The organism is Sporolactobacillus sp. KGMB 08714 (genome assembly GCF_036598985.1).
Taxonomy (GTDB): Bacteria; Bacillota; Bacilli; order Bacillales; family Sporolactobacillaceae; genus Sporolactobacillus.
The window spans coordinates 75,680-93,742 of sequence record NZ_JAUUBW010000004.1 but is presented as its reverse complement, the minus strand read 5'-3'; the positions used below and the strand labels follow the sequence as shown (position 1 = coordinate 93,742).

At 51.2% G+C, this 18,063-nt stretch carries 12 protein-coding genes; 8 read left to right on the top strand and 4 right to left on the bottom strand.

What is annotated here, in order from left to right; all coding sequences use genetic code 11:
• Positions 1 to 2: 2 nt before the first annotated feature.
• Positions 3 to 1,109, top strand: a complete 1,107-nt coding sequence (locus Q6A92_RS02980) for an AI-2E family transporter (protein ID WP_274397813.1) — start codon at positions 3 to 5, stop codon at positions 1,107 to 1,109.
• A gap of 4 nt (positions 1,110 to 1,113) precedes the next feature.
• Here the strand turns inward: Q6A92_RS02980 and alsR are convergent, their stop codons facing one another.
• Positions 1,114 to 2,004 carry an acetoin biosynthesis transcriptional regulator AlsR gene (alsR, locus tag Q6A92_RS02975; protein WP_274397812.1) on the bottom strand — a complete coding sequence of 297 codons (891 nt, stop codon included), beginning with the start codon at positions 2,002 to 2,004 and terminating at the stop codon, positions 1,114 to 1,116.
• Positions 2,005 to 2,285: 281 nt separating this feature from the next.
• On the opposite strand from alsR, the gene alsS reads away from it, so the two are divergent.
• The 5 genes from alsS to Q6A92_RS02950 all read left to right on the top strand — a co-directional run bounded on the left by alsS (position 2,286) and on the right by Q6A92_RS02950 (position 9,326).
• Positions 2,286 to 3,974: an acetolactate synthase AlsS gene (gene alsS / locus Q6A92_RS02970; RefSeq protein ID WP_332236981.1), complete on the top strand. Its 1,689-nt coding sequence runs from the start codon at positions 2,286 to 2,288 to the stop codon at positions 3,972 to 3,974.
• A 52-nt stretch (positions 3,975 to 4,026) separates the two neighbouring features.
• On the top strand, positions 4,027 to 4,755 hold the full coding sequence (gene budA, locus Q6A92_RS02965; protein ID WP_332236990.1) for an acetolactate decarboxylase: 729 nt from the start codon (positions 4,027 to 4,029) through the stop codon (positions 4,753 to 4,755).
• Positions 4,756 to 5,072: 317 nt separating this feature from the next.
• Complete coding sequence (locus tag Q6A92_RS02960) at positions 5,073 to 6,353, top strand: methyl-accepting chemotaxis protein (protein ID WP_274397810.1); 1,281 nt, start codon at positions 5,073 to 5,075, stop codon at positions 6,351 to 6,353.
• A gap of 446 nt (positions 6,354 to 6,799) precedes the next feature.
• A complete protein-coding gene (locus Q6A92_RS02955) occupies positions 6,800 to 7,783 on the top strand; it encodes a group-specific protein (protein WP_274397809.1) in 984 nt (327 codons plus the stop codon).
• Positions 7,784 to 8,177: 394 nt separating this feature from the next.
• Complete coding sequence (locus tag Q6A92_RS02950; RefSeq protein WP_332236980.1) at positions 8,178 to 9,326, top strand: HAD family hydrolase; 1,149 nt, start codon at positions 8,178 to 8,180, stop codon at positions 9,324 to 9,326.
• Positions 9,327 to 9,483: 157 nt separating this feature from the next.
• On the opposite strand, the gene serA is transcribed toward Q6A92_RS02950, so the two are convergent.
• From serA to hisC, 3 genes are all read right to left on the bottom strand, one after another.
• A complete protein-coding gene (gene serA / locus Q6A92_RS02945; RefSeq protein WP_274397807.1) occupies positions 9,484 to 11,085 on the bottom strand; it encodes a phosphoglycerate dehydrogenase in 1,602 nt (533 codons plus the stop codon).
• Positions 11,078 to 12,247, bottom strand: a complete 1,170-nt coding sequence (locus tag Q6A92_RS02940; RefSeq protein ID WP_274397806.1) for a pyridoxal-phosphate-dependent aminotransferase family protein — start codon at positions 12,245 to 12,247, stop codon at positions 11,078 to 11,080. Before Q6A92_RS02940 ends, serA begins: the two co-directional genes overlap by 8 nt.
• A gap of 412 nt (positions 12,248 to 12,659) precedes the next feature.
• A complete protein-coding gene (hisC, locus tag Q6A92_RS02935; RefSeq protein ID WP_274397805.1) occupies positions 12,660 to 13,748 on the bottom strand; it encodes a histidinol-phosphate transaminase in 1,089 nt (362 codons plus the stop codon).
• 756 nt (positions 13,749 to 14,504) lie between these two features.
• On the opposite strand from hisC, the gene Q6A92_RS02930 reads away from it, so the two are divergent.
• Both Q6A92_RS02930 and Q6A92_RS02925 read left to right on the top strand, forming a co-directional pair.
• The gene (locus Q6A92_RS02930; RefSeq protein ID WP_332236979.1) at positions 14,505 to 15,575 is read left to right on the top strand and encodes a bifunctional 3-deoxy-7-phosphoheptulonate synthase/chorismate mutase; all 1,071 of its coding nucleotides are present in this window, start codon (positions 14,505 to 14,507) and stop codon (positions 15,573 to 15,575) included.
• A 722-nt stretch (positions 15,576 to 16,297) separates the two neighbouring features.
• On the top strand, positions 16,298 to 17,143 hold the full coding sequence (locus Q6A92_RS02925) for a MurR/RpiR family transcriptional regulator (protein ID WP_274397803.1): 846 nt from the start codon (positions 16,298 to 16,300) through the stop codon (positions 17,141 to 17,143).
• The last annotated feature ends 920 nt before the right edge of the window (positions 17,144 to 18,063 follow it).

Genomic DNA, 18,063 nt, shown 5'->3' with positions numbered 1-18,063 from the left:
TGATGAAAAAACATTCAAAGCTGATTTTCTGGACGCTGGAACTCCTGGCCCTGGCCCTGTTCATTTTTATCCTCACCAAAATTTCGTTCATCTTTGTCCCGCTCGCAGCATTGATTTCGACACTTTTTTTCCCGATCGTTGTAGCCGGATTTTTGTTTTTCCTGCTCAGCCCGTTTGTTAAACTGCTTCAGCGCATCAAGGTCCCGAAGACGCTGGGCATCCTGATTATCTATGTCGTGCTGACCGGCCTGATCGTTCTGCTTGTCGTCAATGTCGGGCCGCCTCTCGGCAATCAGGTCAGCGCTTTGTTCAGCCAGCTGCCGGATTACATCGGCAGCTGGAGTCGCAGTTTTGACCGGCTTGCCGGGACGCGGGGATTTCAGTGGCTGATTAATCAAAACTATTATTCGATTGATAAGCTTCAGAGGGATGTGCTGAACGGGGTAAATAATTTTATGAATCAGGCAAGTTCGGGGCTGTCGCTGTTTTTCAATGTGGTTACTAATGTGGCGCTGACGGTCGTCACGGTCCCTTTTATCCTCTTTTATATGCTGAAAGACGGGAACAAACTGCCGGGAGCCGTTTCCCGCTTTTTTCCCAAGCAGTATCATCGGGAAGTGGACCAGATTCTGAATGACCTGAGTACCACACTGTCTTCCTATATACACGGCCTGATTATTGTCGCTTCGTTTGTCGGCGTCAATTCCAGTATTGGATTCGCACTGATCGGACTGCCGTACAGTCTTCTTCTCGGCCTGATTGTCGGGGTTACCAATATTATCCCGTATCTCGGACCGATTCTCGGCGCCGTCCCGGCCGTCGTTGTCGCACTGATGGATTCGCCGACAAAGGCGCTGCTTGTCCTTGCGGTGATAATCGTCGTTCAGCAGCTCGACGGGCACCTGATTTCACCGCTCGTCATGGGCAGACGGCTGAACACGCATCCGCTAACCATCATCGTTCTTCTCCTCGTTTCCGGAAAATGGATCGGGCCGATCGGCATGATTCTTGCCGTTCCGGCCTATGCGATGGCGAAAACCTGTATTCTCCACATCATCCGGCTGATCCGGCTGAGGCGCAAGAGCAAGGACGACGGCCTGATCGAGTAGCCGTTCAGTCGCCGGCGCTGCGCACCCGCCGGGTTACGGTGACAAACTGTTTCAAAGCCGGATTTGTGTTCTTTTTCAGATACGCCATGGAGAGTATCGCCTTGAGCGGGAATCCGTCGATTTCCCGGTAAACCACCTCCAGATTAAAAAGCTTTTCTGCGGTGGCCGGGACGACGCCGATGCCGATGCCGGCGGAAACAAGTCCGACGACCATTTGATATTCGGTGGCTTCCTGAACAATTTTCGGGGTAAAATCAACATTCTGAAACAATGAGAGAAATTCATCATAAAGGCCCGGCCAGATATCGCGCGAGACGACGATAAAAGGCATATCGCGAAGATCCTCAATTCGGATCTTCGCTTTTTTGGCAAGAGGGTGGTTTTTCGGGAGAGAAAGGGCGCAAAAACCGCTTTTGACCGGTTCTGCTTCAATGAGCGAACCGTTGACGGGGGGATGCAGCAGTCCGACATCGATCCGTCCTCCGATCAGCGCATTCAATTGATCGGGCGTTGATAATTCGTGGAGAACGACAGCGACCTGAGGAAATTTCCGGCGGTACTCTCTGATAATCTCGGGAAGAATATCATAGGTCGCCGATCCGACAAACCCGATCACAAGCCTTCCGAATTCGCCGCGCTGCGCTCTCTGAACCGTATCGACAGCCTGTCTCATCTGGACAAGAATCCGTCTGGCCTCCGGCAGAAAGATGGCGCCTGCCGTCGTCAGTTCAACGTGCCTTTTCGTCCGCTTGAACAGCGTAACGCCTATTTCTTCTTCGAGCTGCCGGATCTGTTTGCTCAGCGGTGGCTGGGTCATTTGCAGACGCGCAGCCGCTCGGCCGAAATGAAGCTCTTCTGCAACCGTAATAAAGTACAGTAAATGTCGGAATTCCATCCTGCGTCGATCTCCTCTTCGATTGAAACTAGCTTCATTATAAATGTCTGCGCTTTCAAAATCAATTGATTCTTTTTGTGTATTATATACTAGAGAATAATATATTTCACATACGTAAAGACGCGATGTAAAATATTTGTTGAGAAAAAACACAGCTATGTCAATACTTTTTACGCGAATAAATTCGCTGTTTTGATAAAAAATTTAATTGAAGCAAACGGTTCGGAGAAAGAAAATCCGATTGGGTACACGGATACAAATACGTGAAGGAGTGAAAAAAAGTGAGCCGAATTGAGAAAGAAAATGAAACGCTGCTTGCTACCGGAGCGGAACTGGTTGTCGATTGTCTGATAAAACAGGGAGTGAAGTATATTTTCGGCATCCCGGGCGCAAAAATCGATACGATTTACGATGTGCTTAAGGATCGGGGGCCTGAGCTGATCGTCTGCCGTCATGAACAGAATGCGGCTTTTATGGCGGCTGCCGTCGGAAGGATCACCTGCAAGCCCGGCGTCTGCCTCGTCACGTCGGGGCCGGGTGCTTCGAATCTGGCGACAGGGATCGCTACTGCCAATGTGGAAAATGACCCGGTTGTCGCGCTGGTCGGTGCCGTCCCCCGTGCCGACCGGCTGAAGCGGACGCATCAGTCGATGGATAATGCCGCTTTGTTCCAGCCGATTACAAAGTTCAGCGCAGAAGTTGTCGATCCGAAAAATGTTCCCGAAGTGGTGACCAACGCCTTCAGGGCCGCCGAATCGACGCCGGCGGGGGCAAGTGTTGTCAGCTTTCCCCAGGATGTGATGAGCGCAAGAACAACGGTCGCTGCGCTCGGACCGCTGGAAAGCCCTAAACTGGGCACGGCGGCCGAAGAATCGATCGACGCGGCTGTCGAAGCGCTGAAAAATGCGAAAATGCCCGTCATTCTGGCCGGCATGCGGGCTAACCGCTTTTCGGTGGTTTCCGCCGTCCGGTCGCTGCTCAGAAAAATCTCTTTCCCGGTAGTAGAAACCTTTCAGGCGGCAGGGCTGATCCCGCGTGACATGGAGGAACATTTTTTCGGCCGTATCGGTCTTTTCCGCAATCAGCCGGGAGATCTTGTGCTTGAGAAAGCAGATGTCGTGCTGACGATCGGTTATGATGCGGTGGAGTATGATCCGAAGTTCTGGAACAACTCAGGCAAGCGGAAAATTATTCATTTGGATGAAGTCCGGGCCGATATCGATCACTTTTATCAGCCGTCCATTGAACTGGTCGGCGATATTCCGGGCACGGTCAATCGGATCAAAGAAAAAATGACGCATCTGCATATCACGGAAGCGAACATGAATGTCCTTGATGAAATGCGCACCAGGCTGAACGCGCGCGATGAGCCGCCGAAACGGGCCGACAGCCGTCTTGTCCACCCGCTCAGTCTGATTCACACGCTTCGCCAGCTGATCAGCGACGACACGACCGTCACCTGCGACGTCGGGTCCCATTACATCTGGATGGCGCGCCATTTCCGTTCGTATGAACCGAAGACGCTCCTGTTCAGCAACGGGATGCAGACGCTCGGCGTCGCACTTCCGTGGGCGATGGCGGCCTCCCTGATTCACGGCCGCGCCAAAACCGTATCGCTCTCCGGAGACGGCGGTTTTCTATTCTCGGCCATGGAACTGGAAACGGCAGTCCGACTGAAACTTCCGATTATTCATATCGTCTGGCGCGACGGGACGTACGACATGGTCGCCTTCCAGCAGCAGATCAAGTACCATCGTACGTCCGGCGTCGACTTCGGCAATATTGATATTGTCAAATATGCCGAATCATTCGGAGCGAAAGGCCTGCGCGTGAACGCACCGGAAGAACTGGAAACCGTCCTCCGGGAAGGGCTGGCCGTTCAGGACGGCCCCGTTGTCATTGATGTTCCAGTCGATTATCGTGACAATATCGCGCTCGGCAAGAGCCTGATTCCGAACCAGCTGAACTGATTTCCGGATCAGGGATCCTTTTAAATAATAAGAAAGGGGCAATATCATGGCAATGGCTGCAGAAATAAGCGGAAAGGATTTTGGCGCCATTTTTCAGCTTTCAACGATGACCTCATTGCTGGACGGTGTTTTTGAAGGAGCGATGACTTATGAACAGATCAAGGAACACGGCGATTTCGGCATCGGTACCTTCGCTCACCTGGACGGCGAGATGATCGGTTTCGACGATCAATTTTACCGCCTGCGCGGCGACGGTACAGCAACACCGCTGAAGAGCGGGGATATGACGCCTTTTTGCTCGCTCACCTATTTTCGTCCGCAGATAACAAAAGAAATCGTTTCTCCTCTTGATAAAGCTGCTTTTGAAGAAGAGATACATCGGCTCATTCCGAGCGACAATCTGTTCTATGCATTGCGGATCGACGGTGTGTTCAGGGAGGTTCGTACACGCACGGTTGCATATCAGGAAAAACCGGTGCCGATGACTGAGGCTGTAAAGTCGCAGCCGGTCTTTCATTTTGGAAATACGAAGGGGACGATTGTCGGTTTCTGGACGCCGGCGTATGCGCAGGGCATTGCTGTATCCGGGTTTCATTTCCACTTCATCGATCAGGAAAGAAGAGGCGGCGGCCATGTTCTCGATTACGTCCTTGACCGCGGGACGGTACAGATTGACAAGAAAACGCATCAGACTCTGTATACTCCGGAAACCGACTCGTTCCTGAAGGCCAATCTTTCAAGAAGCAATCTTGAAAGCGAGATTAAAGTGACCGAAGGCTGAGAAAACGAAGAAAAGAATTGGCTTTTGTATTGCTGTGAATTTTCTCTGCATAAAATATAATCCTAAGGCACTGCAGCGCGGTTCTGCAGCGCCTTTTTTGTCGAAAAGAAACGATTGGAAGCGGGACCAGTTTATGAAAATATTTACTGGACAGAGAGAAATAGTTATTTCCCGGCTTTTATTCCCCGACAAGTTACTCTAAAATAAAAATGTGAAAATGAAAGCGGTTGCCTGTTCTTTCGCTGATGGATACGATTACATATGAGACGGGAAATGTTCTATTGACAATCAATCAAGAAATGTAGGTGGTCGAACAAATGAAGAACTGGAATTTCGGTCTGGCCAAGAAGATCGTGTTGGGAATGGTGGCTGTTGCCATTGTCACTTATGGAACGAGCGCTTTTTTTATCTTCATATTAGGTCCTCTTTTTTTCGGGTTCATACCTGCCTGGCTTTTTGACTTGCTGACACTGCTGCTCGGTGTAATCTGGTCGGGGATCCTCGGTTATTTTGCGGCACGCTGGCTGACCGGGACCCTTGAGGAAATCGGAGAAAAAATTCAGGAAGCCGCCGGAGGGCGCCTGGATATTGAAATTCCGACAAAACGGTCGCACGACGAGATTGAAACGCTCAGCGAAGGTCTGGGCAGAATGATCGGCTATCTGAAAAAAATTGTGAAACGCATTCAGTCGCACACGTACAGCACTTTTCAACGGATCGACAAACTGAATCAATCTTCTGCGGAGATTTCCGGCGCGGCAAAGAATGTCACCGTGCGTATGAACAAGATTAAGAAAGGAGCAGCAGATGAGGCTTCCGCATCGGACAATGTGCTGAATCTGGTGCAGGAGAGCCTTCGACTGTCCGGTTCAATCAGGGAGAGCGCCCATCATTCCCAGAGCCTGGCCAATCAGATGATCACCCGGCTGGATACCAGCTCGAAGTCGGTCCGCGATCTGATCGACGGCATCCATCGCGTCAATCATTCAAATGAAACGATGTCCGAGCAGACGGACGAGCTTGAAAAACATGCTCAGAGCATCGGAAAAATTGTCGGGAAAGTTTCCGATATTGCCGAACAGACGCAGATGCTTGCGTTGAATGCCAATATTGAAGCGGCCCGGGCCGGGGACGCAGGGCGCAGCTTTGCCGTTGTTGCGGCCCGGGTTCAGAAGCTTGCCTCGGAAAGTGCCCGGTCGGCTGCTGCCATTCAAAATGATATTCTGTCGATGCAGAAGGAAGTCAAAGAGACCCTGAACAAGAGCCGAAAACAATCGGAACTCGGCAGGGAGCAGGCCAAAAGAGCGGAGCAAACCGAGCAGCAGCTGACAGATATGAAGGCAGCGATCGACCGCGTTGTAGAAAGTATCTCATCGATTTTGCAGCTTGCGGAAAAGCAGCAGGCGGGCATGCACGCCATTTCGCAACAGGCGGAAAAGACTGCGGATATCTCGAAAGAGACTTTTGGTACGGTCAGAGAAGTGACCGACGGCGCCCATCTTCAGGAGGAACAGCTGACCCGTATCCTCGGATATATTCAGGAATTGCTGGATGACGCGGAGACACTGAGCGCTGAAGTCAGCGAATTGAAAGTGTAAACCCCGGCCGATAAGCGTCCGCCGTTTCCTTCAGAATTGTCTGCTTGAAAGACGGTCCATCGTGATGGGCATTGCTGCGGCCGTCCGCCGTTTATTCGGCACGGGAGGAAAGCTTTTTTCATCAGAGAGAAATCCTGTCTAAAACTTCACATATTGTTCAAAATTAAAAAGCCGCATTCTAAAATAGAAGACAGCAACCCCTATTCATGAACGTCCGAAAAACGGACGTTTTTTTTTAGGACAAGGGTTGAGATCGGAGCAGGCATCGTTGCCTTTCTTTATCTGCTCCAGTATCCTTATAATTATGAAGGACGGGCTGTTTTTCTCAAACTGAGCAGGATTATTGTGCATCGGTATCGAAAACGAATAAAATAATCAGAGATGTTCGTCGTTCGCTGATCCTGCGGCGAATATCGGATTCGGAACGAAGCGGAGTTGTTTCAGAAATGGAAGATAAGGGAAGCCAGTCTATCAAAGATAAAGATCATACTCAGACCGGGAGATCGGGAAAGAAGAGTTATCAGCTTGTTTTCTGGCTTCTGGTTGCCAAAATCATTCTGATCCTGCTGCTGGTCGGACTTTCTGTATGGCTTATTTATTCTGTACGCTCTGCAGGAAGCGGCAACCGGCCGGCCGTATCTTTCGCCGGAGTATCGGGAAGCGGGTATACGGAAGACGGGAAGAAGTTATGGATCGCCTCATCTTCCGGAATCGTTTCTTATGAAAACGGGATCTGGAAAAAAGAATCATCGTCGCGGAATCCTGCCGGCAGCCGTTTTCTGCCCGTGAAAAATGGATACATACAGATTTCCCCGGACGGAACGGAAGGGCAGCAGAAGACGCTTGCCGGTCAAAAGGAAACGGCGTTTCGTATTTCCGGCGCAGGAAACGGGGGTGCCTGGGCGGCGGGCTATGCCACTTCCGCGCTTTACCGGCTGAAAGAGAATGGAAACCGGGTGATCCTGTCCTTTTCGGATGATGGCGGGAAAACCTGGATTCAGAGACGGCTGAACGGAATCCGGGGAAGTATTAATGCCGTCGCGGCGCACCCCCGCAACACGGCTGCGTTTGCCGTCGCAACGACCCGCGGGCTGTTCCTTACGGCAAACGGCGGGCGCAGTTTCCAGACCATTCTGGGAGGGCAGAACGTGAGCTGCGTCGCCTACGGATTTGGCGCAAAGGTTTCGCTTCTTGCCGGGACAATCGGACAGCAGACGGGATTATACAGCATTATTCCGAGTGCGGGCAAAGCCATTAATCTGGACATGGGGAGCGTAGAGAGCGACCGGCTCGTGTTAATTGTCGCGAGTCCTGTGCATGATCAGGAATCGGTTGTTCTGACGAACGGCGGGGATGCCTACTCAACGACAAACGGCGGACAAAACTGGGTCGTTATGGCTCAGAAAGGCCGTACGCTGTCGGGGAAATAGGCCCTGCCGCATATAAAAATAGCGAAGTTTGGTCGGATTGCCGCATGAATCCGTGCACGCTTTTGCGGCGATCGTTCAGAAAGCCTTAAGCATCAATCAAGCGGAGCAGGGCCATTACGGCGAAAAGGGAGCAGTGCCTTACGTGAAAAAAGTGAACAGAATTAACCAATAAACCGTGCAATGAAATGTTTAACATTTTCAAAAAAGCTTTAAAATGTTTTTTTTGTTCAATCGCTGCGGGGACTCTCTTCCGATTCGTGCGCAGCGGACGGCGAACAGGCCGCCTGCCAGCAGGTTCCGAAGTAAAGGGCATTTAAAAGCCTGAAAAAGGCGGACACACAAAGTGCGTCTTTTATGATACACTGAAAAAAATGACGAGGGGATCGGTGGAGTCATGATTAAGACGGTTTTGTTCGATGTGGACGGTGTTTTCCTTAGCGAGGAACGCTATTTTGATGCATCGGCCCTGACTGTATGGGAAGTACTGATGAGCGCAAACTATCTCGGCCTGAGCGGGGAAAAAACGTTCAGAACGGCATACGGCGATCAGGAAATCGCGGAAATCCGCGGCAAAGTTTTTGAAAACGACGCCGTGCTGACTTTTATGAAATCGCGCGGCATGAATGCAAACTGGGATATGATTTATATGACCCTGTCGGAACAGCTGATTCATCTGGCGGGACAACTGCCGGATGCGGTCCGCCGGGAAGCGGGGGCATTGCTGCAGAAACCGATCGGCGGGGAGACGCTCGCTATATTCAGGGAATGGTTCAAAGTTTATCCGGTCAGGCCGGATTTCAGGCGTTTCTTAGTTGATTTTTCCGAAACAGAGGCGACGAAACAGGGGCTGATCCTTTATCTTAATGAGATCGCCGAAAAAAGGCTGGGCATCCAAACAAATGCGTTCAGGCCGAAGAGCACCTTCTGGCATATCGGCGAGCATGCATCGCAGGAATGGTATGTCGGTGACGAGAACATTCTGACATCCACCGGAGCACCGTCTGTCCAGCCCGGGAAGAAAGGTTTTCTGAATGAAGAAGTGACCCTTGCGGAACCGGTTTTTGTCCGTGATATGTTCCTGAAGTTTAAAAGCAGCGGCCTTAAGGTCGGAATCGCAACCGGCCGTCCGCGCCTTGAGACCTGTAAGCCGTTCGGCTATCTGCACTGGCTGGAAACGCTCGACGATAACCATATCGTGACGGCAGACGATGTACTCGCCGCCGAAAAAAAGTATGATGCCGCCCCTCTTGCCAAACCTCATCCGTTCACCTATCTGCTGTCGTATCATGGAAAAGACAGCAATGTCAAACGATGGACGGCGCGCGAGCCGGAAAAATTGCCGGGCGGCAGCGAAACATTGATCGTCGGCGACTCGATTGCCGATCTGCTTGCGGCTAAGCAGATCGGCTGCCGGTTTGCCGGCGTCCTGACAGGGCTCTCGGGAGAAAAGGCCCGCGGCGAACTGGAGGCTCACGGTGCGGATTTCATTCTCAGTTCTGTTGCAGAAGTCAGGGATCTGGTGCTGGGGCTGAAAGAAATGTGAACTGTCAGGCAAACGGATCGGCCGCGATCGGGCTGATCTTTTTTATATGGAAAGCAGAAACACCCGTCCTCTTCGTTTTTGTGAATAAGAGGACGGGTGTTCACTTGCCATTCAGTTCAGGCAGATCCCGGCAGCACGTTTCTGCCGTTCTTTAAGATCATTTGTCTTCGGGGACATTTAACTCGGCAAATTGTACATCGTGGAGAGCCGGCAGTGCAAGAATCTCTTTTCGCACTGGATCGGGCACGGGTTTGTCGACGGTCAGAATCATGATCGCGTCTCCGCCGATTGCCTGGCGGCCGACGTACATGCTGCCGATGTTGATATGATTTTTTCCAAGCAGAGAACCGACATTGCCGATCATGCCCGGCACGTCGATATGCCTGATATAGAGCAGATATTTTTCCGGTTCCATATCAAGCCTGTAGCCGTTGATTGACACGATCCGTCCGCCGAATCCCGGAAGATAGGTGCAGCCGATCGTCGCTTTTTCATCTCCATGGCCGACTTCCAGCTCGATAAAGTTGGTGAACCCTTTATGCGCCGCGTTTTTCTGGACACTGTATGAAAGGCTGTGTGCCTTCAATACCTGCATCACGTTGACGATGTTGATGGACGTGTCGAGGTAATAGGAGAGAAGCGCCTTGATTATCTGTCGTGTTAAAAGTCCGGTATCTTCGAGAAAGAGTTCGCCGAAATAGTTGATTTTGATCTTTTTGGGAGCCTTTTGGAAAATCTGCATCAAAAGTTCTGACATTTGTTCGCTTAAGACAAGGTACGGCTTGATCTTTTGCTGAACGGTTGCCGAAATATGCGGAAGATTAAGGGCATGCTGCACGGCACCCGTTGTAAGGATGCCCACAATTTCTTCGCTGACGGACTGAGCCACCTTTTCCTGTGCTTCTTCCGTCGAAGCGCCGAGATGGGGCGTGACAATAATATTCGGATGATGGGTCAGTTCCGTGTTTTCCGGCGGTTCATGTTCAAAAACGTCAATGGCCGCTCCGGCAACATGGCCGCTGTTTACTGCATCGACAAGCGCCTGTTCATCAATGATACCGCCGCGCGCACAGTTGATCAGCCGCACGCCTTTTTTTGTCTTCGCCAAATATTCGGCATTAATCAGTCCGCGCGTTTCAGCGGTTAAGGGCGTGTGCACGGTAATGAAGTCCGCCTTTTCGGCAATTTCGCCGAGTCCGGCTTTCATAATGCCGAGCTTCTTCGCACGATCTTCAGTTAGAAACGGATCGTAGCCGAGAATATTCATTTGAAAGCTCTTTGCCCGTTTGGCTACTTCGGTGCCGATGCGGCCCATGCCGACGATGCCCAGTGTCTTCTGGTAGAGTTCGACGCCCTTGAAACGCTTGCGCTCCCATTGTCCGGATGTGAGCGAGTCATAGGCCTGCGGGATGTTGCGGGCAAGCGCCAGCATCATCGCCAGTGTGTGCTCTGTCGCGGCGATCGTGTTTCCGGCCGGGGCGTTAATCACAATGATTCCTTTTTCCGTAGCGGCATCAATATTGATGTTATCGACGCCGACACCGGCGCGCGCGATGACTTTCAGGCGGTCGGCGGCCTGAATCAGCTCTGCGGTCACCTTTGTCCGGCTGCGGACGATTAATGCATCGTAGTCTTTTATCTGGTCGGTCAGTTCCTCTGCTGTCAGATCCGTCCGCTGTTTCACATCGAAATCCGGGTGGGCATGGAGCGCCCGAAGCCCCGTTTCACTGATCGGATCGCTGACAATGACTTTATACATGCTGTCTCCAGACCTCCTCGGCTTTTTTCACGGCGGCGCCAAGCCGCGGTTCTTGTCCGAATTTTGCGAGCGTTAATTCAAGGGCGGTCAGCACTTTGATGATATCAAACGGCGTGCAATAACCCATATGACCGATTCGGAGAATTTTCCCTTTCAGATCTTTTTGTCCGCCCGCGACGGTGATCGAAAAATCTTTCTTTAAAGCTTTCTGAATATCGGGAGCGGATAAGGTGTCGGGCTTAACGGCCGTTACGGTCGGGGAGGCATCCGCTTCGCTGGCTAAGAGCGGAAGGCCGAGCTCTCTGATTCCTGCCCGTATCATGTCTTTCAGCAGGCGATGGCGCTCAATCACGTTTTCCCAGCCTTCTTCTTCGATCATGGCGCACACTTCGCGGGCGCCGGCGATCAGAGAAATGGCTGGGGTGAACGGTGTTGATTTCTGCGCGTCATAGGCCTTGACATAGCGGTTCAGATCGAGATAAAAACGTTTGGCCGGACATTTTTTTATCGCCTGAAGGCCTTTATCACTGAAAGCAACGAAAGCGAGGCCGGGCGGAAGCATCAGGGCTTTCTGCGAACTGGTGACCAGAATATCGATGCGGTCGGCTTCCATGTCGACCGGGACGCCGCCGATGCAGCTGACCCCGTCGACAATGAAGAGTGCGTCCGTCAGGCGTCCGACCACCTCACCCAGCGCGCCGATCGGATTCAGAACGCCCGTGGACGTTTCATTAAAGGTCGCGAAAACCGCTTTGATCGGTGCGCCGGACAATCCGTTCAGAAATGTTTCCAGCTGCTCCGGCGAGCAGGACTTGCCCCATTCGATATTCAGACGTTCGACATCCACACCGTAGTTTTCGGCAATGGACGCCAGACGGTCGCCGAAGGATCCGGCGACGATGACGACGGCATGATCGCCTTCGGACACCGTATTAACGACTGCGGCTTCAAGAGCGGAAGTACCGCTGCTTGTCAGCACATAAACGGGATGTTTCGTCCCGAACACGGGTTTGAGCCGGGTTGCGACCTCTTCAATCAGCGCGGAAAAATCCGGGCTGCGATGTCCGATCATCGGCTGTGCCATCGCAGCGTTGACGCGATTCGGAATCGGTGTCGGCCCCGGAGTAAACAAATAAGTCTGATCCAGAAACAAATTGCTCATCCTCTCTGTTACTCTATATTTTAATAAAAAATAAAAACGTCCCCCGCAGTATGGTTCCATACTGCGAGGGACGTTGATATCCGCGGTGCCACCCTCATTCACTACCGGAGCGATTCTCCTACTGCCGGCAGTCTCATCGTTTGATAACGGTTTATAAACCGGAAGGGCCTACTCTTATTCAGCCGCTCTGTTCCGAAGGGCTAAAACGGTGGAAACAGCACCGGTTCACAGCAACCGCCGGCTCTCTGCCTGTCTGTTTCCGTCGTCTCTTGTCTTCATCATGCCATTTTAAAAATAATGAAAAAGTAATTGTGAACAAATTGTAGCAGTTAAATGTTATTTTGTAAAGAAAAATATTTATTATTTTCTGAATGGTAAAAGAAGTACTGCCTGCGAGGTGCCGAGAACAGAATCAGATGCTCGGTTCGGTCGTTGTCCCGGACAATGCTGTCTCCAGAACGGCGAGCAATTCTTTCATATCTTCCATTTTGCCGATCGTGATCCGGACGCCGTCCTGAAACGGGTTAATCAGGAACCCTTTTTTCCTGCACTGTTCGGCAACGCTTTTAGGATCGTCCGCTTTAACATAAATAAAATTTGTCTGAGTCGGATAATAAGGGATTTTCCGCTGACCAAGAAAAGCGGCTGTCATCGCCAGCACTTCCCGGTTCTTGCGTACGCAGTCCTCCATGAAATCAATATCCTGCAAGGCGGCAAAAGCGGCAATCTGGCTGAGCCGCGGATTATTAAACGGCGGCCGGACTTTGTCGATTTCGTTAATCAGCTGCGTTTGGCCGATCGCATAACCGATCCGGAAAGAAGCGAGGCCGTATGATTTTGAGAAAGTTCTGAGCACAACGATATTCGGGTGCTTCTTGAGCAAATCAAGGGAACGGGGAAAGTCTTCGGCCGCAACAAAATCAATATAAGCTTCGTCAAGGACGATGACGGCATCATCCGCTGCCTTTTCGACAAAATCGGTCAGCTCGCGTTCATTGATATAAGTGCCCGTCGGATTGTTCGGATTGCAGATCCAGACAATCCTTGTCGCTTCGTCAGTGGCGGCCAGCATGGCGCCGAGGTCGTGCTTCCCGTTTGCGTCGCACGGAATTTTTCTTGTTTCTGCCCCTTCAATCTGCGCATGACAGTAATATTCATAAAAAGTCGGCCATGCCATGACGATATTATCGCCGGGAGCGAGAAAAGCCCGGCTGATCAGGACGATGATTTCGTCGAGCCCGCAGCCGAAAAGAAATTGTTCTTCCGGCACGCCCAGTTTCTGTGACAGTTCGCTGCGGACGTCCTGATCTTTGCAGTCCGGATAGAGGGCGGGAAGCAGCGCGGCCCGGGCAATGGCTTCGCCGACTTTCGGCGAAGCGCCGTATACGTTTTCATTGGAATCCAGCTTGACAAGACGTTTCAGTCCGTACGTGCGTTTTATCTCCTCAATGGAGGGGCCGGGGTTATAAGCTTTCAAATCCGCCAGATTTTCTTTAAACATCTAAAATTCTCCTTCCCTGAAAATAAATAATGATTATCAACGGCTGAAAAGCGGGCGGATTTCCGGCTATAAAAATAGCCCTGCCGAAGCAGGGACGTCTATGCGCGGTACCACCCAATTTGCGAAAATAGTCATTCGCCACTTTGCCGGGATAACGGCCGAACCCGTCTTTTTTTACTTGCGGCAAGTACCCGCGTTGGAAAAAGAAGCGTGAGAACGTATCAAAAATCATCGTACGGATTACCCGGCTCTGCCCGGATGATCCAGAAAGACCGCCGCTGCCGGCCGGATCTTCTTTTGAACCGTCTCAAAAAAGGAATGAAATTCAAGCGGTGCCCGCTGCCGGCTTCCACCATGCGCCGGCTCTCTTTGCGAAGCGGACAGAGCCCTACTGACAACCTTTTATCGCTTAACAGCACATCATTTTTATTATCTAAGTTTTATCACGTAATTTTATAAAAGTAAAGCCCAAATCAGCCGAAGATCAATTCTCCGATTTTTTGTCATGCAAAATTGTCTGAAGAAAAGCCGGCGGCTCCGGGGCGCGAGCAGGGAGCCGGCTGCGTATAGTAATAGAAAAACAAATACTTTCTGGATTAGAAAGCGCCGCTTTAGCGATTTCAAGCATAAATCCGTTGAATGGCTAAAATATAATCGTTGACTTTTTTCGTGAAATCGACTATCTTTTGTTATTAATCACTATTTTTAAGACCTTGATAAAAGAGAAAAGGATAACAGAAACCGGGAGGAGAAGAAATGACAAATTATCGTCTCGAAGAACTGCGCACGCAGATTGACAGGATCGACATGCAGCTGCTGGATCTGCTCAATCGCCGCGCTGCTATTGTCGAAGAAATCGGGAAAGAAAAGGATAAGCAGGGAACGATCAAATATGATCCCGTTCGTGAAAGGGAACTGCTGAACCGCGTTGCGGCCAATAATCAGGGACCCTTCTCGACCGAAACACTGCAGCATCTGTTTAAACAGATCTTCAAGATCAGTCTGAAGCTTCAGGAAAGCGACAACAGCGAAATGCTGCTCGTTTCGCGAAAGCGCCATCCGCAGGACACAATTGTCGATATTCGCGGACAGAAAATCGGCGATGGAAATAAATATTTTGTCGCAGGCCCGTGTTCTGTCGAAAGTGAGGAACAGGTGCGGGCGACAGCAGCAGAGATCAAAAAACACGGCCTGACGCTTTTGCGCGGAGGTGCGTTTAAACCGCGCACGTCGCCGTATGATTTCCAGGGCCTCGGGGAAGAGGGCCTGAAAATTCTGAGGAAAGTAGCCGACGAGTTCGGTTTATCCGTCATCAGCGAGATAATGGCACCCGAGGATGTCGAGATGAGTCTGAAATACGTCGACGTGATTCAGGTCGGCGCCCGCAACATGCAGAACTTTAATCTGCTGAAGGCGGTCGGACGGATCAAGAAACCGGTGCTCTTAAAGCGCGGGCTCTCGGCAACGATTGAGGAATTCAAATATGCCGCAGAATATATTCTGTCGCAGGGAAACGATCAGGTCATCCTGTGTGAGCGCGGCATCCGCACCTATGAACGGGCGACGCGCAACACGCTCGATATCACCGCCGTTCCGATTCTGAAGCAGGAAACCCATTTGCCCGTTGCTGTCGACGTGACGCATTCGACCGGCCGCCGCGACATCATGATTCCCGCGGCTAAAGCAGCCATCGCGATCGGCGCGGATATGGTTATGGCAGAGGTACACCCGGATCCGTCCGTCGCGCTTTCCGATTCACAGCAGCAGATGGATTTCCGCCAGTTCGATACCTTCATGGACGCCCTGAAACCGGTTGTCTTTTCCTGACTTCCGCGAAACGAAAAAAATAAAAAACGACGGAACGGCCTCAATGCTGTCCGCAGTTTAGACCATGTCGTGCGGCGCTGCCATCGCACGGCATTGTTTATTAAAAATATCATGCCATGAAACGGGCGATTTGACGCCGTCTGCAGGATTGTTTTTGATCGCACGGCATTGTTGAAAAATATCATGCTGTGAAAAAAGCCTATTGAATCCTGGATTCCCGGAAAATTATAACCAGACGGCCGAAAGTCCGTATCAGCAGGATTTTTAGCCTAGCACCCCTTTCTCATGGGTATAATTATACAAGTTAGATCCGGAAATATTTTAGAATTTTTATGCCCGGGCATAAAAATTCGAGAAGGCAGGTTGGATGTGCGAAGGGCAGGGCCTTGCCGGGTATCGTTGTCGGATTCGGCTTTTAGAAGTCGTCTTACGGGCCGTTGCCTGTCGGGCGGCTTTTATCCCGTTAGTCGAAATAATTCGCCGTTCCCGGAGAATATGGGGGGTTCATATCGTCCGACGGAATCTACTGACGGTCGCGCCGGAACCTCTCAACTGCCGCAGGAGTTTGCTGCATTTCGGCAAAGAGGCGCCATGGGTCTGAGGGATTTTTCAAAAATAACCCGGCTGATTTTTCTTCAAACCAAGGAAACGTTTACAGAAAATTATTTTCAAATGAAAACGTTTGATGTACAATAAAAACATAAGAAAGGGAGGGAACGAAAGTGACGGAACACCAATGCACGATACGTATTCAGTCGGCCTACCCGCATTTGAGCGAGAAGGAGAGAATTATTGCAGATTATATTTTAAATCATCCCGAGGAAACGATTCACAGCAGCATCAATCAGGTTTCGGCCAGGCTCAAGGTAGCCGATGCAACCGTTTTCCGTTTTTGCAAACGTTTGGAATTCAAGGGATTTCAGGAAATGAAAATCGTGCTGGCAGCGGATATCGCGCAGAATCAGCATCTTGAGCAAACGGCCAAAAAATATGCCGAAGACGAGACGATGAGCCTGGCGGAAAGTGTTTTTCAGGCTAATGTGCGCACCTTGCAGAATACGTTCCAGATATTGAACAGTGCCTCCTTCAAAAAGGCTGTCGATCTGATGAGCCGATCGGAAAAAATCGCTTTCTTCGGGAGCAGCGGCTCATCGATGATTGCCCAGGATGCCCATCATAAATTTGTACGGGCGGGCGTTCTGACATATGCGCCGAGCGACGGAGAGTTTCAGCTGCTGTCGGCTTCCCAGCTGACAGAGCGGGACGCAGCCGTATTCATTTCTTATTCGGCCGCCGACAAGCATCTTCTCCAGGTCGTCCGGGCGGTCAAGGCAAGGCGGTGCCCGACCATCGGACTAACCGGTTTTATGAAGTCCGCTCTTGCCGATAGTGTCGATGTGTCGCTCCATACGGTTTCGGTGGCGACCGACTTCAGATCGGAATCATTTGTCGCACGCGCGGCCCAGATGACGCTGATCGACGCTTTGTTCGTTAATGTGATGCATGAAAAGCAGCAAAAAAATACGGAATCGGACCGTCCAAGGGAAGATGCGCTCGTACAGGGCTGATTAATTAAGAGACACATTTTTTGTAATCGCTTGCAATAAACGGCCCGGCTTTTAAAACGTCTCAATGCAGGCGGGAGAGCCGGAAAAGCGATTATTGGGAGCGGATAAAAAGAAAGATCACATACAAAGCACCAAGAAGCACTGCGAAAAAGAAAATGAAACCCCAACCAATTTTTACTTTCACAAAAAAGGCCTCCTTTTTGCATTAGTTTAGGCAAAAAGCGAGGCTTTTATTGATATTTACGAATAAAAATGTTTGCCCGGAACGGCAGCCTTCCGTTAAAAAATAAGCGATCATTCAAAAAAATGTTGGTTCATGATCCCATTCCATGATTGACACACAGATTGTTGAAAAAATCTCTTATAATTGAAAACGAACGGCTGCGCGTTAAAAGGAACTTGTGCAACAGTCCGATCAAATGGAGAGAGCTCGCCGGGGAGCCGCCGCGAACCAAGCTGGAGGCGCACCGAATCGAGGGGAGGCCGCACCGAACCAGAGCGGTCGCAGCCAATTGGTCATGAGTCGCACCGAATGGGGCTGAACTCGCACCAAATCGAGGGGAAGCCGCACCGAATCAGAGCGGTCGCACCCAATTGGTTTGGAGCCGCACCAAACCGGGCTGAACTCGCACCGAATTGGGCAGAGTCGCACCGAACCAGGCTGAAGTCGCACCGAATCGTTGGGAAGCCGCACCGAATCAGAGCGGTCGCACCCAATTGGTCTGGAGTCGCACCGAACCGGGCTGAAGTCGCACCGAATCGAGGGGAAGCCGCACCGAACCAGAGCGGTCGCACCCAATTGGGCTAGAGCCGCACCGAATCGAGGGGAAGCCGCACCGAACCAGAGGGGTCGCACCCAATTGGTCATGAGTCGCACCCAATTGGGCTAGAGCCGCACCAAATCGAGGGGAACTCGCACC

What these genes read in the sequence shown, in the direction of transcription:
- Q6A92_RS02980 (WP_274397813.1), top strand. Translation starts at nt 3, where the DNA reads ATGAAAAAACATTCAAAGCTGATTTTCTGGACGCTGGAACTCCTGGCC.
- alsR (WP_274397812.1), bottom strand. Translation starts at nt 2,004, where the DNA reads ATGGAATTCCGACATTTACTGTACTTTATTACGGTTGCAGAAGAGCTT.
- budA (WP_332236990.1), top strand. Translation starts at nt 4,027, where the DNA reads ATGGCTGCAGAAATAAGCGGAAAGGATTTTGGCGCCATTTTTCAGCTT.
- Q6A92_RS02960 (WP_274397810.1), top strand. Translation starts at nt 5,073, where the DNA reads ATGAAGAACTGGAATTTCGGTCTGGCCAAGAAGATCGTGTTGGGAATG.
- Q6A92_RS02955 (WP_274397809.1), top strand. Translation starts at nt 6,800, where the DNA reads ATGGAAGATAAGGGAAGCCAGTCTATCAAAGATAAAGATCATACTCAG.
- Q6A92_RS02950 (WP_332236980.1), top strand. Translation starts at nt 8,178, where the DNA reads ATGATTAAGACGGTTTTGTTCGATGTGGACGGTGTTTTCCTTAGCGAG.
- serA (WP_274397807.1), bottom strand. Translation starts at nt 11,085, where the DNA reads ATGTATAAAGTCATTGTCAGCGATCCGATCAGTGAAACGGGGCTTCGG.
- Q6A92_RS02940 (WP_274397806.1), bottom strand. Translation starts at nt 12,247, where the DNA reads ATGAGCAATTTGTTTCTGGATCAGACTTATTTGTTTACTCCGGGGCCG.
- hisC (WP_274397805.1), bottom strand. Translation starts at nt 13,748, where the DNA reads ATGTTTAAAGAAAATCTGGCGGATTTGAAAGCTTATAACCCCGGCCCC.
- Q6A92_RS02930 (WP_332236979.1), top strand. Translation starts at nt 14,505, where the DNA reads ATGACAAATTATCGTCTCGAAGAACTGCGCACGCAGATTGACAGGATC.